Consider the following 19,309-nt stretch of genomic DNA (forward strand, 5'->3'; position numbering starts at 1 on the left):
CTTCCCAAACGCGCTCAATGACGGGCATCGCCTCCTGGTAAGCTAATGGCCGATTACGTTTCGATTTCGCTGGTGTCAGCGCAGGAGGGTTCGTGAGAGCGCGGATAGCATGCTTCCGATGGCACCCCAGCACCTTCACGGCGTTGTCAAGGATTGCAGATTTCTCATTTCGCGATTTCGCTCTCATGTATTGATCAGCCAAGGTACGGATTACTTCACGTCGTGTTTTCATGCTCAGTTTCAAAACACATCCCTTCGGTAACATTTCGATGTGAGTGAACCGATGCCTCTTTAGTAACATTTTAACTGAGTGATCGCGGGACGATTCAGGACGACGTCTTTTATGCTAAAATAGAGGAAGTCTATTTGGACGTGATAGGGAAGGAGCGATGAAGCCGTGCGCATGAACAACATGCTGCATTTTACTGAAAATCACCGTTATTGCGTATATCGTGACTTCGGACTCAGTCCCGTCGATGGCAGAATGCTAGGTTTGATCTATCAACCGATGGTCGGGGCGTTCGCAATTTCGCTGTACCGATTGCTTGCGGAGCATGTTCCCCAGGAGCAGGTTGGATATTCGGAGGTGGAGCAGCAGCGGAAGCTGTTCCTGACCCTTGGCCTCGATCCAAGCGAGAAAGGGCGGAAGTTTCTAATTGAGCAGACATCCCGGTTGGAGGCGGTCGGGCTGCTTCAGACGAACCGGCTCTATGTTCCAGACAGCGATGACTATATTTACGAATATGAGCTTCAGGCACCGCTGGCACCGGCGGAATTTTTCCGGACTCAGCATCTGACTTTGCTGCTGCGAGATAAGATCGGGAAGTTCGCGGTGCTGTCTCTGCGGGAGCAGTTATTCCGCGGAGAACCAGAGGCATGGTCAGGAGTTGGCCTGAATAAGGAAAATATTACGGTTCCGTTCTATGAGATCTTTGAGCTGAACACGCATTCGATAGATTATGAGCTGGAGCAGGCGATTGCCGAGACGTCGATCGCTAGGCAGCCGGGGCTCAAGCTGGCTCTGGAAGAGGATGCGATCAACTATGCGGACATCATCCTGCGTTTTCCGCGCGAGTCCCGGAACCGCTCCTTCGTTGAGGCGCTGCGCTTTGACCCGGAAGGGATGGGCGTGGTGAATTACGTGGCCCGCAAGTACGATTTAAGCGTCCAGGATATTTGCCGGCTGTTGGACGAGGACGGGGTCTTTGATTCAGGCGGCGGGATCCTGCTGGATGCGCTCCAGCACAAGGCCAACCTGCAGTTCCGCCAAGGCAAGCGCCGTCAAGAGGAGCGCGAGGTGGCTTATGGCAAAATCGTCGCGCTGCGCGGTGAGGAGCCGAAGGCGGAAGCTGATTCCGTTCAAGCGGGGGGCGTGGCGGAGGAGGTTGCGGTACAGATGGAGTATTACGTGGACGTACCGCCGCAATTCCAAAGCAAATGCGATATTCATCAATATAATATGATGCTTCGCAATGAGCCGTATACCCGGTTGCTGAAGACGTTCTTCCCGGGATCGATTCCGGATAACTTGCTGGATATTTTCGAGAAAATCGATCTGAATTACAAATTGCCCGGCGAAGTCATCAACGTACTGATCCATTATTTAATGTCCCTGCTCACCTCAGGCGGGGAGCAGCGGATCAATCGTAATTTCATCGATGCGATCGCCGCGAACATGCTGCTGAAGCAGATCAACACGTATGAGCAGGCCGTGCAATATATCCGCGACCAGTCGAAGGTGAAGGAGAAGGTCAAGGAGAAATCCAGCGGTGCCGCCTCCGGAGGAGGCCGGGCGCGAACTTATGGCAGCCGCGGAACGAAGCCGAAGCCGGAAATCCCAATTGTGGAGCGGACGGGCCAGGAGACGGCTGTATCGGAAGAAGAGTTAGCTGAACTGATTAAGATGGCGGAGCGTATGCAATCCGGCAAACATAAAAAGGAAGTCTGAGTCCGTTTAGGCTTGGGGGAGGAAGGTGACACAACCTATGGAATCATTGGGGGAACTGCTGACGCAGATGAAAAGCACGCAATTCAAACAACGCTCCGAGGAGCTGACCACACGTCTGATGAATGACCCGCTGGTGAAGGAACTCCGGGACCAACATCCGGAGCTGGGACAGGAGCAGCTGACTCGCGGGATGGCTAAGCTGTATCAATACATCAACGACAGCAAGCATTGCGCGAACTGCCCGGGCTTGGAGCAATGTCCCAACGATTTCCCCGGCCATTATACGAAGCTGACGGTCGAGCAGGTGGGCGGAAGCCCGCAGCTTGTGGATCGTCAGGTGCCATGCCCCAAGCAACTGCAATATGAGCGCGAATTGTCCGTTAAGAAACGGATTCATAGCTTCTATGTAGATGAACGGGCGCTGGAAGCCGGTTATGACGAAGTGGAAATTATGACGAAGGATGCCATGCGTGCTCCGGCGGTAGGACAAGTGTTCCGCTATATTAATGAAACGAAGGAATCTGGATTGCAGACGAAAGGGCTGTATCTGGAAGGGCCGTTTGGCACCGGCAAAACGTTCTTGATGTGCTATCTGCTGCACGAACTGGCGAAGGAAGGTTACTCTGGCGCCATCGTCTATATGCCGGAATTTGTGGAAGAGCTGAAGAGCATGCTGCAGGACAGCGACAAGCTGCGCGAAACGGTGGAAATGATGAAGCAGGTAGACCTGCTGATCTTTGACGATATCGGTGCGGAGAACCTGAATCCGTGGGTGCGCGACCATGTCATGGGCGCGATTTTGAATTATCGAATGAACCGAAAACCCACCTTCTACACCTCCAACTATTCCTTGGGTGCACTGGAGAAGCATTTGAGCTTTACGAGCAAGGACGGGGAAGAGCGGCATAAAGGCCAACGCTTAATGGATCGGATCGCTCCGTTCGTGACCGTGGTTCAGGTGAATGGGACGAATAAGCGCGGTCAAGCGTAATCATGGACGATCCAAGGACATAAGTTAAAGAGCCGAGCACCTCCCTTCGCGGGGGAGCACCCGGCTCTTTCGTTTAATTCGAGGTCTGGTTACCGCCTAGCTGGCGATAAATTTAATGATGACCATGCCGAAGAAAATCACGATCATGAACGTCAGCATGCCAAAAAAGCCGTTCATCAAATCAAACAGATCGTTGCGGGGTTCTTCGTTGATATGCTGCCGCGGATCGTTCGCATGCGTGTTAGCATCCATGGCGATGGGCCTCCTCAGGAAATTATCGTCTCGTCAATGAAATATGTCATAGACAATCCGTTTTCAGGTTATTCTTAGTATAACCAAACTTTTTTCGTTTTGTAAAGAAGGCGTTACCATACACTTTCTTTTTTTCAGTGTAGTATGGTATAATGTGTTCGGCAACAGCTTTTTGGGCTGACTGCTCCATTTTTTTCGACTACCAGTTGTTCGCGCTCCAGTCATGAATGGGCTAGGCCGGGCAACCCAAATAAGGAGGAAATTATCATGGCTATCGTGAACGTATCCGATCAGTCCTTCAATGCGGAAATCGAAGGACAAGGTCCGGTTCTTGTTGATTTTTGGGCTCCATGGTGCGGCCCTTGCAAAATGATCGCTCCGATTCTGGAGGAGCTGGACGCAGAAGTAGGTGACTCCGTGAAGATCGCGAAGCTGAACGTGGATGACAATCCAGAAACCGCTTCCCGCTTCGGCGTTATGAGCATTCCTACGCTGATCCTGTTCAAAGACGGTCAACCGGTCGATAAAATCGTCGGATTGAACTCGAAGGACACGTTGAAGAACCTGATCGCTAAACATCAATAACCAGACGATCAGGCGCGTCGCTTGACGCCTTGGATGACGCCTCCGGTTTGGGCCGGAGGCGTTTTCTGCGTTAACCTGGAGTGGAGAAAGGAGGAGGAAGCTTGGACACATCGGCTAATGAAACGTTAAGTTATGAGAAAGCGATGGAGCGAATCCAACATAAGCTGGCGCTGCTGCCCGATTCCCCGGGTTGTTATTTAATGAAGAACAAGGACGGTAAGATCATTTACGTCGGTAAAGCCAAAGTGCTGAAGAACCGAGTCCGTTCCTATTTTACAGGCAGCCATAACGGGAAAACCCAGCTGCTCGTATCCGAGATCCGCGACTTCGAATACATCGTGACCGCGAGCAATATGGAAGCACTGATCCTGGAATGTAACCTGATCAAAGAACATCATCCGCGTTATAATATCCTCCTGAAGGATGACAAGACGTTCCCCTATATCAAAATTACGAATGAACCGCATCCCCGGCTGGAAGTCACCCGGCGGGTGCTTAAAGATAAAGCGAAATATTTTGGCCCGTATCCGAACGCTTACGCGGCTCAGCAAACGAAGAAGCTGCTCGATCGCATGTACCCGCTGCGCAAATGCAACGTGATGCCTAAGGAAGTGTGCTTGTATTATCATATGGGCCAGTGCTTGGCGCCATGCGTGTATGAGGTCGAGAAGGAAACGTACGAGAAGATGACGCAGGAGATCATCTCGTTCCTGAGCGGCGGGCATGAGGAAATCAAGAAAGAGCTGGAGCGCAAAATGCACGAGGCAGCCGAAGCCCTGCAATTCGAGCGGGCTAAGGAGCTGCGCGACCAGATCATCAACATCGATGCGGTGATGGAGAAGCAGAAGATTACCGTGACCGATGCGAAGGACCGCGACGTGTTTGGGTACGCCGTAGACAAGGGCTGGATGTGCGTTCAGATTCTGTACATGCGTCAGGGGAAAATGATCGAACGGCATGCGTCGGTCTTTCCGTTCTACGGTGACGCCTACGGCGACTTTATGTCTTATGTGACGCAGTATTACAGCGACAACCCGGCCTTGCCGCAGGAGATTCTGCTGCCGGAGAAGCCGGAAGAACAAGAGGAGGCCGGCGCGCTTGACGCTCCAGCCGCCTTGCAGGAGTGGCTGGGCGTGAAGACGCTGGTGCCGCAGCGCGGCTTAAAGCGGCAGATGACCAAGATGGCCGAGGAAAACGCACGCATCACGCTGGATGAGAAATTCCGGCTGATCGAACGGGATGAGGAACGCACTTCGAAGGCGGCCGAGAATCTCGGCAAGGCGATTGGCCTGGAGTCCGTGTCGCGGATTGAAGCGTTCGATAACTCCAACATTCAGGGGACGAACCCGGTCTCGGCCATGGTGGTGTTCATTGACGGTAAGCCGGCCAAGAAAGAATACCGTAAATATAAAGTAAAAACCGTCAAAGGACCGGACGATTACGAAACGATGCGTGAGGTCATTCGCCGACGCTATGAACGGGTGTTGAAGGAGAACTTGCCGCTGCCCGATCTGATCGTGGTTGACGGAGGCAAAGGGCAGATCTCGGCAGCCACCGACGTGCTGGAGAACGAGCTCGGCTTACACATCCCGGTGTGCGGCCTGGTGAAGGACGCCAAGCATAAAACCGCACAGCTGATGGCGTTTGATCCGCCGGAGCCAGTCTATTTGCCGCGTGACAGCCAGGAGTTCTACCTGCTGCAGCGGATTCAAGACGAGGTGCACCGCTTCGCCATTTCGTTCCACCGTGAACAGCGCGCCAAGTCGATGGTCGCCTCACGGCTGGACTCCATCCCTGGCATCGGCGAGAAACGCCGGAAGGCGCTGCTGAAACATTTTGGATCGTTGAAAAAAATAAAAGAGGCCTCCGTCGAAGACTTTCGGCCTCTTTCTATCGGGGATAAATTAGCCCGTCAAATTCTTAATGCCCTTCGGGACGAAGATCCGCCAGAGGAGTCGTAAAATACGGCTCCTCTTTTGGTTGCGGCGGCGGGGTCTTTCGTTCCTTGCTTGGCGGGTTAAACAAGTAAATCACATACGCCACGATCGCCGGCAAGGCGATATAGAACAACCCGGCGACGATATTCAGCGCTCCGCCCATAAACATCAAGCTTAGGGCCATCAGAATGCTGTCGAAGATGACATGCGAGAAGACAACGGTCGCGAAGCCGTAACGCAGGAACACGAAGCTGAACAGCAGTCCGATAAAGGTTAATTCGATCGGGCGCGAAATGACCGGATAAATCGGGTACAACGTGTGGCCAAACGCCCAAATTAAGGTCGACAACAGGCAAGCGATAAAGGTGCTGCGGAACATTTTCTTCAGCATCGGGATCCCGAAGAGGCGATACACCGCTTCTTCCCCGATCCCGGCCACCCAAGCCAGCAGCGGGAACAATACCGGATATACCATGTTGTACGGCGATTGCGTTGCATCGGTCGTGGACCAGGTATGAATCGTTTGCTCTAAAATGAAGAACACCACAGATTGAACGCCTAACAGGATCAATGCCCAGGCATACCCATCGCCCACAGAGGTCAGGATGGAACGGCCATACCCTTCTTCCCTTGATCTTGCCCAGAGGTTGATCCCGTTCTTCCGCCACAGTCCGTCGCCGCCCACCAGCGAGAAGTACACAGAAGCGGCCAGGAACAAGGTCACCAGACCTTGGAAGAAGAGGCCAAAGACAAGTACACCGGCTTCAAGGCCGTCTTTTTGGAACACCGGAATCATGTTGATCGTTCCAATCGTCGATAACACGAAGTAAGCCGATGCCAGGAAAATTCCCCGCTTAAACGAGGTATGAACTCGCGTCAGCGCGCTGTAGACGATCGCCAGAATGGCCAGCACGAACGTCAACAGGGCATAACCCGCATAGGTAAGCCAGCTGGCGATTTTGGTCTGCCCGGCAACGTAGTCCAGATGTGCCTGAGGTACACTAAAATAGCTCTCTAACGAAGAAACCTTACCGTATTCGAAGCTAAGCTTGATTTCCGCCTGCGATTCACCTAAGGTGTAGCCTTGGATACGGTAGAGGAGGCCTACATCCCCTTCACCGGAGGCCAGCTCCAGATCGCTTGGTTTAAATCCGAAAGCGTTCAGGTAAGGCTGTGCCAGCTCCTCTTTCTCCGCTAGCGAGAGATCCCCTTCCCATGCCTTCATGGAATCGGTCGTTTCCGATCCTACATCCAGCATCATCTGCTTGGTGGCGTTGCTGGAGGAACTAATCTCCTCGAAGCCAACGACTTTACCCGTGGTCATATGAACATCTACGGTCACCGCGCTTAACGCTTCAGTGGGATCCGTGTAACGGACACGAAATACATCATAGGGAAATTGCTTGTCATACGTTTTTAAGTATGGGGCGAGCAGATCGGCTTTGGTTAAGTAACCAAACAGATCGGAACGCGTTTCGTATGTAATTAATGCTTTATCCTTCGCGGGATTCGGCAGGTCGATCCCAAGTACCGATTGGACAAATTCACTTGCACTGGCGGCTGCTTCTTGTTTGCTGATCACCTCATTCGATTGCTGCAACTGCAACGATTCCGAATCGGTGGTCGGGAACAGTTGAACGGCCACGAACACAATGAATCCGAGGGCGGCCAGCAGCCACAGATTTTTGGTCTTCATCCTGCGGCGGCCATTTGACGTCAAAGGGGAATTCACTCGCAAAACTCCTTTGTGATTAAGTTGAAATAAATTCTGGGAAACGTACTCTTCTTAATAATATGAAGTATGTTTTTTGATCAAGTTCGTCAAAGTAAAGATAACACAGCAATCCCCCCTGCGCCAGACGGAGGGCAAAATTGACGAGAAACGGCAAAAACTTCGGCAAGTCTACGCATCATTTAGATTGGGGGGGAAGTTGATCTGCACAATCCCTGATTTCGTCTTTTTCGGGTCTTTTTCTTGAAAATAGAGCTTTGTGGTGGGACGCAATAAGGGATATAATCCATTTGACGAAAAATGAATGAAAACAATTGAAAAGATTGGCCGAATTTCGTAATGAAAACGGGGGAACCGTACATTTTGGGGTGAATTTCCCGGAGCTTCAACTTCTTACATGGGAGGATGAAGCGTCCGCGAATAGGGCAACTGGGCATGTCCGAATCCGTCAGCTAACCTCGTAGGCTTGTGCATCAGGAACCAAACACCGAAAGGCATTGGATTTCCAGTGCTTTTTTCTTTTGTTCTTTTTTCAGGAAGACGATGAGGTGAACGCGTTGAATACGAAGAAAATAAACCTTTCTCCGCCGCAGGTATTAGTGATTGGGTTTGCCCTCATCATTTTGCTGGGAAGTCTGCTGCTTATGCTTCCGATCTCCGGGACGTCCGGGGAACCGACGCCATTTGTTGATGCATTGTTTACGGCAACTTCGGCAACTTGTGTAACGGGGCTGTTTGTAGTGGATACGGGAAGGTATTTTTCAACTTTTGGCCACATCGTCATTATCTTGCTTGTCCAAATCGGGGGGCTTGGCTTTATGACCATGGCTACCTTGTTCTCCCTCGTCCTGAAACGGAGAATCTCGCTGAAAGACCGTCTCTTGCTCCAGGAAGCGATGAACCAGAGTTCAATGGAAGGCATCGTTCGCTTAATTCGCAAGGTGCTGGTGTATTCGCTGCTGATTGAGTCCGGTGCAGCGGTGTTCCTTACCCTCCGCTGGGCCTTTGATATGCCGTTTGGCCGGGCGCTGTACTTTGGAATTTGGCATTCGATTTCTATGTTTAATAATGCAGGATTTGATCTATTTGGAGAATATCGCAGTTTAATCCCCTACGTGAACGATCCTTTGATTAACATTGTATCCATCTTACTTATCGTGTCCGGCGGTCTTGGTTTTATTGTCTTGTCCGATCTGGCGGAGTATCGCAAGCATCGCAAATTGTCGCTTCATTCCAAGGTCGTGCTGTCGATGACGGCGGTCCTGATTGCGATTGGTACGATCGTCATTTTCGTGTTCGAATTCACGAATCCACGCACGTTGGAGCCGCTTAGCTGGAGCGGCAAAATCTGGGCTTCTTTGTTCCAATCGGTCACGCCGCGTTCGGGAGGGGTGGTTACCCTTGATACCGGTTCGCTGCGTCAGGCTACGCAATTCTTCATGATCATCCTGATGTTCATTGGGGCTTCGCCTGGCTCAACAGGGGGCGGGATCAAGACGACTACCTTTACGATTCTTATCGGTGCGGTGATCTCCATGATCCGTGGACGGACGGATTTGGTGTTATTCCGTTACCGGATGGCTGAGGAACGGATCTTTAAGGCGCTGACGATTACGATGATGGCGCTGTTTGTCATCGTTGCTGTAGCGATGGTATTGTCCACTACGGAAGATGCAAATTTCCTCTCTATCTTGTTTGAGACGACCTCCGCTTTTGGAACCGTTGGATTGTCGATGGGCTTAACGGAGCGTCTGACGGATTTTGGAAAAGTAGTGATTAGTCTTACGATGTTTGCCGGACGGCTGGGGCCTTTGACGCTCGCCTATGCGATTGGTCCAAGGAAGGGGAAAGAGTTGTATCGCCATCCAGAAGGTAAAATCATTATAGGATAAGGGGAAAATGGGCAAAAATGAAAAAGCAGCAGTTTGTGGTCATCGGCTTGGGGCGGTTCGGCTCGAGTCTAGCCTTGGAATTAATGGAGTTAGGATATGAGGTTCTGGGCATCGACCGGAATGAAGAGATCGTGGAAGAACTTAGCGATCGGCTCACGCATACCGTTGTCGCTGATGCCACAGAAGAAGAGGTGCTGAAGTCGCTGGGGGTTCGCAATTTTGATTGCGGCATCGTGGCGATTGGCACCGATATTCAAATGAGCATCCTGGCGGCCATTCTCCTTAAAGACCTGGGTATTAAAACGGTAGTCGCCAAGGCGATCTCGCTTCTGCACGGCCGGGCTTTAGAGAAGCTGGGAGTGGATCGGGTGATCTATCCGGAACGCGACATGGGGATTCGTGTGGCCCATCAGCTGGTTACTCCGAATCTGCTGGATTATATTGAACTGTCGAAGGAATACAGTATCGTCGAGATGAACGTTCCGGCATGCTTGCACCAGAAGTGCCTGGCTGATATTAATCCGCGAACGCGTTTTGGCTGCAGCATTGTGGCGATTCATCGGGATAGCGGAGTCTTGGTAGCCCCTACTGCGATGGATCAGTTAAATGAAGGCGACATTATGGTTATCATTGGGGCTAAGAAAAATATTGAGCAGTTTGAAACGATTATCAATCCATCATGAAATGGGAAGAAGGCTTACTAGCAGGGAACGGGGAATAGTATGGAACAACAGGCCATTTGGGCTTTAATCATTTTTTTGCTGACTTACGCACTTATTATTTCTGAGAAAATTCACCGAACGGTGCTGGCTATGGCTGGTGCGGCGCTCATGGTGATGTTTGGCATCCTTGACCAGGAGAGTGCAGTCCATCATATTGATTTCAATACGCTGGGGCTCTTGATCGGGATGATGATCATCGTGAACACGACAGCCAAGACCGGCTTATTTACTTACATTGGCATATGGACTGCGAAGCTGGCCAAAGGCAATCCCATTACGCTCATGGGCTTGTTGGCGCTAATCACTGCGATAGGTTCGGCATTCCTGGATAACGTCACGACCATTATTTTGATGGTTCCGGTGGCCTTTAGCATTACGCGGAGGTTGAGGGTCAAGGCATTCCCTTACCTCTTCTCCATGATTCTTGCCACGAATATCGGCGGGACGGCGACTTTAATCGGAGACCCTCCGAACATTATGATTGGCAGCGCCGTGAAGGAATTAACCTTCGTCGCCTTTATGGAAAATTTAGCGCCGGTTGCGATGATCATTCTGGTGGTGATTTTGCCGCTGGGGATCTTGATCTTCCGCAAAGAGTTGAAGAAGGGCTTTGCTCATCAGCAGAGCTTGATGGAGATCCGTCTAGAGGGCTTGATTACGGAGAAAAAGCTGCTCATCAAGTGCTTGATTGCATTAGGGTTGACGTTGCTCGGTTTTTTCCTTCATCAATACCTCCATTTGGAGACGGCGACGATTGCGCTGGCGGGTGCTTTCCTGTTGCTGCTCCTGACCGGTGAACACGTGATGGAACAAGCCTTCCGCTCGGTGGAATGGCCCACTATCTTCTTCTTCGTCGGTTTGTTCGTCTTGGTCGGCGGGTTGGTTGAAACGGGAATCATTACGAGAGTGGCCGAAGAGGTAATGCGGCTGACAGGAGGCGATCCGCTGACCACCTCGATGCTGATCCTCTGGCTGAGTGCGTTGGCGTCGGCGTTTATCGATAATATTCCGCTCGTAGCGACGATGATTCCAATGATTCAAGACATGGGCGGAATGGGGATTCAGAACTTGGAGCCGCTATGGTGGAGCTTAGCGCTCGGCGCTTGTCTTGGTGGAAACGGGACATTAATCGGAGCCAGTGCCAATTTGATCGCTGCCGGGATGTCCGCCAAGGAAGGGGAACCGATTAGTTTTCTAAAATACATGAAATACGGACTCCCGCTGATGATCCTTACCATTTTGATCTCCAGTCTCTACGTATATTTGCGATACTTCATGTAAAATGGACAAGCTGCCGTTGATCCAGGTGTTCACCTGGAAGCGGCAGCTTTTTTTGATGCCCGCCAGACCGTTGTTCGGGTGCGGGGTTCATGGTGGCGTTAGATCGGCAATTCTTTGACGAGGGTTTCGCGGATTTGCGCGATCCATTCCTTCGTTTCACTCGTCAGCTCCGATTTATCGCCGTATACGAGGCAGGTTTCGCGCCGCGTCTGGGCCAGCTCGGGAATCGGCACCGTCAGCAGGCCGTTATCCCGCAGCAACGGCATGCGCAAGTACGATTTAGGCAATAGCGCGGCCGCCTTGCAGATCGGCAGCAGGCGCACGATCGCTTCAAATGAATCGATCTCCATGCGGATATCAGGCAAGATGCTGTAGCGTCCAAAGAGGTCGTCGATCAGCCGCCGATACCAGGTTCCCTTGGAAAAGACGATCATCGGCTGACCGCTCAGATCGTCCATAATCAGACGGCGCTTCTGCCCGGCGGCGGCCAGCTCATGCCCTTTGGGCACGACCAGCTCGAGGTGGTCTTTGAACAGCGGCAGGCAATTCAAGCCCGTCTCGTTCACCAGGGAGGCCACGACGCCGAAATCGACTTTCTTCTCACGGACGTAGGAGACAATTTCATGGGTTTTGCCGGTGACGAGCTTCAGTTCGATATCCGGAAACTTCTCCATGAGCGCGGTCACGAGCGGCGGCAGCGTGGTTTGGATCGTCGTCAGGCTGGCGCCCAACGTGACGATGCGGCGCTCCGCCGCCTTGAAGCGGGACACGGTCTGCAGGAAGTTTTGGTGGCGTTGCCGCTGTTCCAGCGCATATTGGTAAGCTTCCTGACCTACGCGGGTCAGCTCGAGTCTTTTCCCTTTGCGGTGAAACAGGGAGACCCCCCATTCCTCTTCTAATTTTGCAATTTTGCGCGAAAGGGCAGGTTGGGACAGGTTTAACAGCTTGGATGCTTTATTCAAACTGGATTGCTCCACGACGGTGGTGAACACCAGCAACTCTTCCATCATGCGGAGAACCTCCTTTTTTCCGGGTGCAGGACAAGATTCGACAGGTTTGCTTATGTGAATTTGTTATAATGATTAATAAATATATTGCAATTCCATTATAAGATAAAAAGGAGTAACATGAAAAGTGACACAAGTTGTTCACAAGTAACTGGAGGTTCAAAGGGGTTTTACCGACTGCGGTGTGGTATTTATCATATTCAACCTCCGCGCCCCCGTAAGGTCGAATCTTGAGTGAATTTGCGCAAGTTGAAACGGATGATGGAATGAGAAAGGGGTACACGCATTTATGAAAGGGTTTTATTCCAGAAAACTGCACTCGCTGCTGGGCGTCATTCCGCTGGGATTTTTCCTGCTGGAGCACATGATCACCAACTTTTCGGCGGTGGAAGGCGGAAGCGAAGGTTTTAGGGAAGCGGTTGCGTTCCTGAACAGCCTGCCGCTCGTCTTGGTTTTGGAGATTTTTGGGATCTGGCTGCCGTTGTTATATCACGGAGTTTATGGGCTTTATATTGCGTTCCAGGCGAAGCCGAACAATCGGCGGTTCCCAACCGAGCGCAACCTGCGTTATTTGTTGCAGCGGATTACCGGCGTCATCGCGTTTGTGTTCGTGATCTGGCACGTGGTGGAGACCCGTGTACAGGTGGCGCTGGGCAATGTGGAGCATGAGGAATTGGGCGGCTTGATGCATGAGATCGTCAGCAACCCGCTTTTCTTTACGTTGTATATCATCGGGGTTGTGTCGGCGGCGTTCCACTTTACGAACGGATTATGGTCGTTCCTCGTGAGCTGGGGCGTGACGGTCGGCCCGCGGTCGCAACGTGTGTCCTCTTATATTTGCATGGGCTTGTTCGCGATCGTTGCCGTGATGTTCGTGTGGTCGCTGGTCGCATTCCGCGGCGCGGAATTCCAGGCGGAAGGCAGCGCTTTGCTGGAGACGGCAAAGGCTTGGTTGGCGTAGGTTTTTGTTCGTAGATGACACGTTGACAATAAAGCGGATGCTTACGAAGCGAGTTTTGTACGAAAGTATTCCTTGAAGTAACGCTCACAAAACTAGGTAGATGCTTACGAAGCGAGTTTTGTTCGCAGATCACTCGTTGAAGTAACGCTCACAAAACTAAGCGAATGCTTCCGATGCAAGTTTTGTACGAAGCATTCCCTTGAAGCAACGCTCACAAAACTTTTAGGAGTTGAAAGCAAATGGCTAAACAAAGCTTAATCGTCGTTGGCGGCGGCTTGGCCGGTCTGATGGCTACGATTAAATCGGCCGAAGCAGGCGTGCCGGTACAGCTGTTTTCCCTTGTGCCGGTGAAACGTTCTCACTCGGTGTGCGCGCAAGGCGGCATTAACGGGGCCGTGAATACGAAAGGCGAAGGCGACTCGCCTTGGGAGCATTTTGACGATACCGTATACGGCGGGGACTTCTTGGCTAACCAACCGCCGGTTAAGGCGATGTGCGAAGCGGCCCCTGGTATCATTCACTTGATGGACCGGATGGGCGTTATGTTTAACCGCACGCCGGAGGGGCTGTTGGATTTCCGCCGGTTCGGCGGTACGAAGCATCACCGTACGGCGTTTGCCGGGGCAACGACCGGACAACAGCTGCTGTACGCGCTGGATGAGCAGGTACGTCGTCATGAAGCAGCTGGCCTGGTCACGAAATATGAAAACTGGGAGTTCCTGTCCGTTGTTTTGGACGATGAAGGCGTCTGCCGCGGCATTACCGCACAAAATCTTCGCTCGATGGAAATCACTACGTTCCCGTCGGATGCGGTTATTTTGGCCACAGGCGGTCCGGGGATTATCTTCGGGAAAACGACCAACTCGGTCATCAACACGGGGACTGCGGCGAGTGCTGTGTACCAGCAAGGTGTTACGTACGCGAACGGTGAGTTCATTCAAATTCACCCGACAGCCATTCCGGGGGATGACAAGCTGCGTCTGATGTCCGAATCCGCACGTGGCGAAGGCGGACGGATCTGGACATACAAGGACGGCAAACCATGGTACTTCCTGGAGGAGAAATATCCGGCTTACGGTAACCTTGTACCGCGGGATATTGCGACACGGGAAATTTTCCATGTGTGCGTGGACCTGAAGCTGGGCATTAACGGCGAGAACATGGTGTATCTCGACCTGTCCCACAAAGATCCGAAAGAGCTGGACGTGAAACTCGGCGGGATTATTGAGATTTATGAGAAGTTCATGGGTGATGACCCGCGCAAGATTCCGATGAAAATTTTCCCGGCAGTCCATTACTCCATGGGCGGCATGTGGGTCGACTATAACCAAATGACCAACATTCCTGGTCTGTTTGCGGCAGGAGAATGTGAATACCAATATCACGGAGCGAACCGTCTTGGTGCGAACTCGCTGGTGTCGGCGATTTACGGCGGTATGGTGGCCGGACCGAAAGCGGTCGAATATCTTCGTGGTCTGAAGAAGTCGACTGAGGATCTGAATCCAAGCGTCTTCGAAAGCTACCGCAAAGCCCAAGAAGAGAAGTACGAAGGCATCCTGGCGATGGATGGCACCGAAAATGCTTATGTCATCCACAAAGAACTGGGCGAATGGATGACGGCGAACATGACCGTCGTTCGTCATAACGATCGTTTGGAAGCCACCATCAACAAAATCAAGGAACTCAAAGAACGTTACAAAAAGATCAACATCAACGATACGTCCCGCTGGAACAATACGGGAGCCGCGTTCACCCGTCAGCTGTGGAATATGCTGGAGCTGGCTGAAGCGATGACGAAGGGCGCGTTGCTTCGTAACGAAAGCCGGGGCGCGCATTATAAACCGGAGTTCCCGAACCGGAACGACGAAGAATTCTTGAAGACAACGATGGCGAAATGGACGCCGGACGGTCCGGAAATTTCGTACGAACCGGTCGACGTTTCCTTGATCCCGCCGCGGATTCGCGACTACTCGAAGGACAAATAGGAGGGGATACCCATGGCAATGGCGGAAACGGATGTAACGGCCAAACAACCAACGGCCAAAAAAGTCAAATTCATCATTACTCGCCAGGATGATCCGAACTCGAAGCCGTATACGGAAGAATTCGAGCTGGACTACCGCCCTGGAATGAACGTGATCAGCGCCTTGATGGAAATCCAGCGGAACCCGGTGAATAGCAAGGGCGAACATACCTCGCCAGTGTGCTGGGAGTCCAACTGTCTGGAGGAAGTGTGCGGCGCCTGCTCGATGGTGATCAATGGCAAACCGCGTCAGGCTTGTGCGGCACTGATCGACAATTTGGAACAGCCGATTCGCGTTGAACCGATGCGGACGTTCCCGGTCGTACGCGACCTGGTAATCGACCGCAGCCGGATGTTTAATGCGCTCAAGCGGGTCAAAGCGTGGATTCCGATCGACGGTACGTACGATCTGGGGCCAGGGCCGCGGATGCCGGAGAAGAAACGGCAATGGGCATATGAACTGTCCAAGTGCATGACCTGCGGCGTCTGCTTGGAAGCTTGTCCGAACGTCAACGAGAAGACGGACTTCATCGGCCCGGCAGCGATTTCCCAAGTGCGCTTGTTCAACGCACACCCAACTGGTGAAATGAACGCCGATGAGCGTCTGGAGGCGCTAATGGAACCCGGCGGCATCGAAGGTTGCGGCAACTCGCAAAACTGCGTCCGCGCCTGCCCGAAAGGTATCCCGCTGACCACCTCCATCGCCGAAATGAACAAAGCCACCACGAAGCATATGTTTAAGATGTGGTTTCAGCAGTAATCGAATCGAATAGATTCATACCGATAAAGTAACACCATCCATCCGAAAGAATCGGAGACAGACCCCGGGAGGGGCTGTCTCTTTTTTTTTTTCGAGCTAGACAGAATAATGGAGGGGATCAGGGATGTACATTCATATTCATCGGATCGAATGTGATCAGATTTCCGTGAAATTGGAGGATTTCTCGAAAGGGGATGTCGGTAAGCTGCGTGCGATTGGGGGAGGAAGGTGGGATCCCAATGGGAAGTTCTGGCGTTTTCCTTGCACGGAGGAGAAAATCAGGCAATTTGCAGAGTACTTTCCAGAAGCGGAGATTCGAATGGACGGGCTAGCCGTGTCGCCAAAGCCATCCAGTGATGAAAAACTTATTCAGGCCCTGGATCAAAAGCTGCTCACCACGCTCAAGCTGAAGGGATACAGCCTCAAAACCAGCAAGGCCTACAGGGGGCATGTCCGGCGATATTTGCAGAACTTGGCTGATCATTTGAGGATGAAGAACCCAGGAGCCCTCAGGGATGAGGGAATGACGTCCGCGATCATCGACTCGTCCCGTACTCAACAGTATGCTCTGCAGCTCCTTGAGCAAGGGCACTCTCCTACTTATGTGAACCAAGCCATTAGTGCTTTGCGTTTTCTGGCCGTCGAGGTTCTCAAGCAACCTTCCGAACAGATGAAATATATTCGACCGAAAAAAAGAAAAAAACTGCCCTATGTCTTATCGGAGCAGGAAGTACTCCGCGTTATCCAAGCGCCGACGAATCTGAAGCACCGTACGATGTTGTACCTGGCTTACGCCTCAGGCTTGCGCGTGAGCGAGGTCGTCCGGCTGAAAGTTACGGATATCGACCCCGAACGCGGCCTCCTTCGTGTCCGGCAAGGAAAAGGCAAAAAAGACAGGCACACCTTACTATCGCAAACGGCTTGGGACCTAATCAAAAAGTATGTGGAAGCTGAGCGACTTTCCAACTCGATGTGGTTGTTTCCGGGGCAGCATCCGGGGAGCCACTTACATGAACGTTCATTACAAAAGGTATTTCAGGAAGCCCTGAAAGCCTCCGGCATCCGGAAACAGGCAGGCATTCATGTCCTTCGGCACTCTTTCGCCACCCATTTGCTTGAGAACGGCACCGACCTCCGCTATATCCAGGAACTGCTGGGCCACGCCAATCCCTCCACCACCGAACGTTACACCCACGTCAGCACCAAGAATCTGAAACAGATTGAGAGTCCACTTGATCGGATATTACGTGATCAGCAGGGGAGATAGCAGACTACGGGAGGAGGACAAATTTCAACTTACAGAAATAAGAAATGGAGGTATAATTAAGGTTATACGATTAATTACGCAAATCCCCATCTCAAGAAGATATTTGTGACGTGCAGAGATAGGGGAGTTAGACGAAATTATCAATAATCTATGGAGGTAGGAAATGTATAGAAAAAATGCAAAAACATTTGAGGACAGATTCTCAGGTGGATCTGAAGCTTTTAAAAAATTCAATATAAGTTTCTTTAGGACTAATCTTCTCAAGTCCGTCGCAATTAAAGGGCTTGGTGATCATATAAACCAATTAGAAGAATTAGTAAAGAAGCTCACCGAAGCGAAAGAAAAAGTTTCTACTGAAGTAGAGATTGAAGAGATAGAAGAAAAGTTTGATGAGCAAGGAAATAGACTAATCAAAGTTACCCTCGAAGAAGAAGAGTTTGAGTTTCTCGATGGATTAATGACTTACACTCATAAGGAATACATTATTTTAGATACTTATTTATATTCAACCTGAATTTCGAAAGTGCATAAGATCAATGCAAGATGCTAAAGCAATGGCGACTTAAGAAGTGAAAAGGTGGGAGTTTCCCATGTTTTAGTGGAGACGGAAGCTTGCGGCAGATGGTCTTTCCCCCTCCCCAATGAAGAGGCAGTCCTGATTTCCATGTAAAATTTTGCTTATCATTATTCTAACTGCGCCACTCGAACCTCGATTCGTTTCCAGACATAACGGCTGGGAAAGTCCCTCGCAAGCTTGAGTAGGATAGAGCGACCATGCCGAATGAGCGTTGCGGCGCAATAAAAGAATTCCAGACGGAACCGGGCAATCGTATAGCCTTGATGGACTGGCTCACAGCAGTCACGTTTGAAGCGCTCGAACAAATTGTAGGCCAGCAGCTTGATCAGCAGATCCAGACCATTGGCTTTGAAATCACCTGTCGCAATGCGATCGATGGAAAACCCGTTCTTGGCTTCCTTAATGTAATTTTCCATGCAGCAGCGCTGATTGTAGAATCGCCACAAATCGATCGGTTCCCATTCCAGATTAGTCACCATGGCTTCGTACTGCCAGTCCGAATCGAATACAATGCGGCCTTGGCCCTCCTCGAACACTTGCGCCTTACGGATGATCGCTACACGACGCGCCTTGTTCCAGGAGGTCGCTTGGTAGATCAAGCAAATACCTTCGATGATCCACTCTTCGTCGACATATCGCGTCCAGTAACGACAAGCCCCAACTTCCTTGGCCAGCCGCTGGGTCCATTTCAGCTTGCCGACATAGCCGATGTGGTGCTGCTCCCACAAGCTGTAAAAATCTTCACCGCCAAAGCCTTTGTCGAACCTTGCGTACTTCACTTTGTGTTCGTCGAGCAGTCTAAAGGTTTGCCGCAGGAAGTCGGCCGCATCGGTGGAAGAGTGCGTATTGCCCGGTCGAAGCACGGCGTTCAAGTTTAGTCGGCTCTGGCCTTCAAAGGCAAGCAGGGGATGATAGCTCTTACGCCCGGGCTTGTGTGGATTTGTGCCTTTGGCCGCGCCGGACTGATCGCCATACACGGTCTCTACCGTGGAATCCAGATCGAGAATCAGCTCAGGTGGCAAGCAGGGTCGAATGATCTCTTGATTCAGCCTCCGCAGTTCGTTAACCAGAGAGGGACAGAAACGACCAAGCCGGATCAATTCCTTGTACAACAGACTGTGATGCGGGCAGCGGCCGCCGAGAAAGNGCCTCAGCAGCACGTCGCTTTGCAAACGACGGAAATGAAAAATCCGTTCGCAGCCAAGCATCCAGCCAACGATGAGATAGAGCAGAATACGGTAAACGGGGAAGAGGGAGTTGCGCGCTTTGCCGCCGGAGAGGCTGCACATCGCCTCCGGCAGTTTGATTTTTTCGAGAAAGGCCAGGAAGATTTTGATGCCGCCGCAGTTTGTTGCGTTTTGTAGTGAAAATTCT

General features: G+C 51.5%; 16 protein-coding genes, 1 pseudogene and 1 riboswitch. Of the genes and pseudogenes, 12 read left to right on the forward strand and 5 right to left on the reverse strand.

Translation table 11 applies throughout. The features are described from left to right. A pseudogene (locus M891_RS25915) lies at nt 1-187 on the reverse strand (DDE-type integrase/transposase/recombinase); the annotation flags it as partial. 210 nt (nt 188-397) lie between these two features. Here M891_RS25915 and M891_RS0119895 point away from each other — a divergent pair. Both M891_RS0119895 and dnaI read left to right on the forward strand, forming a co-directional pair. Then, nucleotides 398-1,948 (forward strand): DnaD domain protein, encoded by a 1,551-nt coding sequence (locus M891_RS0119895; RefSeq protein ID WP_028540015.1) that lies wholly within the window; start codon nt 398-400, stop codon nt 1,946-1,948. A gap of 37 nt (nt 1,949-1,985) precedes the next feature. Beyond that, nucleotides 1,986-2,939: a primosomal protein DnaI gene (dnaI, locus tag M891_RS0119900; protein WP_016310969.1), complete on the forward strand. Its 954-nt coding sequence runs from the start codon at nt 1,986-1,988 to the stop codon at nt 2,937-2,939. A 96-nt stretch (nt 2,940-3,035) separates the two neighbouring features. Here dnaI and M891_RS25435 read toward each other — a convergent pair whose 3' ends face one another. Continuing rightward, entirely contained in the window at nt 3,036-3,191 is a 156-nt protein-coding gene (locus M891_RS25435) for a hypothetical protein (RefSeq protein ID WP_009224819.1), read from the reverse strand. A gap of 267 nt (nt 3,192-3,458) precedes the next feature. Here M891_RS25435 and trxA point away from each other — a divergent pair, with 267 nt between their 5' ends. Continuing rightward, the gene (gene trxA / locus M891_RS0119910; RefSeq protein ID WP_009224820.1) at nt 3,459-3,776 is read left to right on the forward strand and encodes a thioredoxin; all 318 of its coding nucleotides are present in this window, start codon (nt 3,459-3,461) and stop codon (nt 3,774-3,776) included. A gap of 143 nt (nt 3,777-3,919) precedes the next feature. Next, the gene (gene uvrC / locus M891_RS0119915; RefSeq protein ID WP_028540016.1) at nt 3,920-5,737 is read left to right on the forward strand and encodes an excinuclease ABC subunit UvrC; all 1,818 of its coding nucleotides are present in this window, start codon (nt 3,920-3,922) and stop codon (nt 5,735-5,737) included. Here the strand turns inward: uvrC and M891_RS0119920 are convergent. Then, a complete protein-coding gene (locus M891_RS0119920; protein WP_036701174.1) occupies nt 5,697-7,409 on the reverse strand; it encodes a type II CAAX endopeptidase family protein in 1,713 nt (570 codons plus the stop codon). The genes uvrC and M891_RS0119920 overlap by 41 nt on opposite strands. A 351-nt stretch (nt 7,410-7,760) precedes the next feature. Then, nucleotides 7,761-7,927: riboswitch (cyclic di-AMP (ydaO/yuaA leader) on the forward strand. Nucleotides 7,928-7,993: 66 nt separating this feature from the next. Here M891_RS0119920 and M891_RS0119925 point away from each other — a divergent pair. From M891_RS0119925 to M891_RS0119935, 3 genes are read left to right on the forward strand one after another with little or no spacing between them, the layout of a single operon-like run. Then, nucleotides 7,994-9,337: a TrkH family potassium uptake protein gene (locus tag M891_RS0119925; RefSeq protein WP_028540018.1), complete on the forward strand. Its 1,344-nt coding sequence runs from the start codon at nt 7,994-7,996 to the stop codon at nt 9,335-9,337. 17 nt (nt 9,338-9,354) lie between these two features. Continuing rightward, nucleotides 9,355-10,020 (forward strand): potassium channel family protein, encoded by a 666-nt coding sequence (locus M891_RS0119930; protein WP_028540019.1) that lies wholly within the window; start codon nt 9,355-9,357, stop codon nt 10,018-10,020. 39 nt (nt 10,021-10,059) lie between these two features. Further along, nucleotides 10,060-11,340, forward strand: coding sequence for an SLC13 family permease (locus tag M891_RS0119935; protein WP_028540020.1), 1,281 nt, complete (start codon nt 10,060-10,062; stop codon nt 11,338-11,340). Between the two features lie 98 nt (nt 11,341-11,438). Here the strand turns inward: M891_RS0119935 and M891_RS0119940 are convergent, their stop codons facing one another. Then, the gene (locus M891_RS0119940; RefSeq protein WP_028540021.1) at nt 11,439-12,350 is read right to left on the reverse strand and encodes a LysR family transcriptional regulator; all 912 of its coding nucleotides are present in this window, start codon (nt 12,348-12,350) and stop codon (nt 11,439-11,441) included. A gap of 286 nt (nt 12,351-12,636) precedes the next feature. On the opposite strand from M891_RS0119940, the gene M891_RS0119945 reads away from it, so the two are divergent. From M891_RS0119945 to M891_RS0119965, 5 genes are all read left to right on the forward strand, one after another. After that, nucleotides 12,637-13,308, forward strand: coding sequence for a succinate dehydrogenase cytochrome b558 subunit (locus tag M891_RS0119945; RefSeq protein ID WP_028540022.1), 672 nt, complete (start codon nt 12,637-12,639; stop codon nt 13,306-13,308). A gap of 239 nt (nt 13,309-13,547) precedes the next feature. Next, nucleotides 13,548-15,293, forward strand: a complete 1,746-nt coding sequence (sdhA, locus tag M891_RS0119950; RefSeq protein ID WP_016310977.1) for a succinate dehydrogenase flavoprotein subunit — start codon at nt 13,548-13,550, stop codon at nt 15,291-15,293. Nucleotides 15,294-15,305: 12 nt separating this feature from the next. After that, the gene (sdhB, locus tag M891_RS0119955; protein WP_016310978.1) at nt 15,306-16,091 is read left to right on the forward strand and encodes a succinate dehydrogenase iron-sulfur subunit; all 786 of its coding nucleotides are present in this window, start codon (nt 15,306-15,308) and stop codon (nt 16,089-16,091) included. 124 nt (nt 16,092-16,215) lie between these two features. After that, nucleotides 16,216-17,358, forward strand: coding sequence for a tyrosine-type recombinase/integrase (locus M891_RS0119960; protein WP_028540024.1), 1,143 nt, complete (start codon nt 16,216-16,218; stop codon nt 17,356-17,358). Nucleotides 17,359-17,521: 163 nt separating this feature from the next. Beyond that, nucleotides 17,522-17,872, forward strand: coding sequence for a hypothetical protein (locus M891_RS0119965; RefSeq protein ID WP_028540025.1), 351 nt, complete (start codon nt 17,522-17,524; stop codon nt 17,870-17,872). Nucleotides 17,873-18,042: 170 nt separating this feature from the next. Here M891_RS0119965 and M891_RS24245 read toward each other — a convergent pair. Next, on the reverse strand, nt 18,043-19,309 hold a 1,267-nt coding region (locus M891_RS24245), incomplete at its 5' end, for an IS1380 family transposase (protein ID WP_028537348.1).

Origin of the sequence: Paenibacillus sp. J14 (assembly GCF_000518465.1) — a bacterium.
GTDB classification, from domain to species: Bacteria; Bacillota; Bacilli; order Paenibacillales; family Paenibacillaceae; genus Fontibacillus; species Fontibacillus barengoltzii.

Coding starts and splice junctions, on each gene's coding strand:
- dnaI (WP_016310969.1), top strand. CDS start 1,986: ATGGAATCATTGGGGGAACTGCTGACGCAGATGAAAAGCACGCAATTC.
- M891_RS25435 (WP_009224819.1), bottom strand. CDS start 3,191: ATGGATGCTAACACGCATGCGAACGATCCGCGGCAGCATATCAACGAA.
- trxA (WP_009224820.1), top strand. CDS start 3,459: ATGGCTATCGTGAACGTATCCGATCAGTCCTTCAATGCGGAAATCGAA.
- uvrC (WP_028540016.1), top strand. CDS start 3,920: ATGGAGCGAATCCAACATAAGCTGGCGCTGCTGCCCGATTCCCCGGGT.
- M891_RS0119920 (WP_036701174.1), bottom strand. CDS start 7,409: ATGAAGACCAAAAATCTGTGGCTGCTGGCCGCCCTCGGATTCATTGTG.
- M891_RS0119930 (WP_028540019.1), top strand. CDS start 9,355: ATGAAAAAGCAGCAGTTTGTGGTCATCGGCTTGGGGCGGTTCGGCTCG.
- M891_RS0119935 (WP_028540020.1), top strand. CDS start 10,060: ATGGAACAACAGGCCATTTGGGCTTTAATCATTTTTTTGCTGACTTAC.
- M891_RS0119940 (WP_028540021.1), bottom strand. CDS start 12,350: ATGATGGAAGAGTTGCTGGTGTTCACCACCGTCGTGGAGCAATCCAGT.
- M891_RS0119945 (WP_028540022.1), top strand. CDS start 12,637: ATGAAAGGGTTTTATTCCAGAAAACTGCACTCGCTGCTGGGCGTCATT.
- sdhA (WP_016310977.1), top strand. CDS start 13,548: ATGGCTAAACAAAGCTTAATCGTCGTTGGCGGCGGCTTGGCCGGTCTG.
- sdhB (WP_016310978.1), top strand. CDS start 15,306: ATGGCAATGGCGGAAACGGATGTAACGGCCAAACAACCAACGGCCAAA.
- M891_RS0119960 (WP_028540024.1), top strand. CDS start 16,216: ATGTACATTCATATTCATCGGATCGAATGTGATCAGATTTCCGTGAAA.
- M891_RS0119965 (WP_028540025.1), top strand. CDS start 17,522: ATGTATAGAAAAAATGCAAAAACATTTGAGGACAGATTCTCAGGTGGA.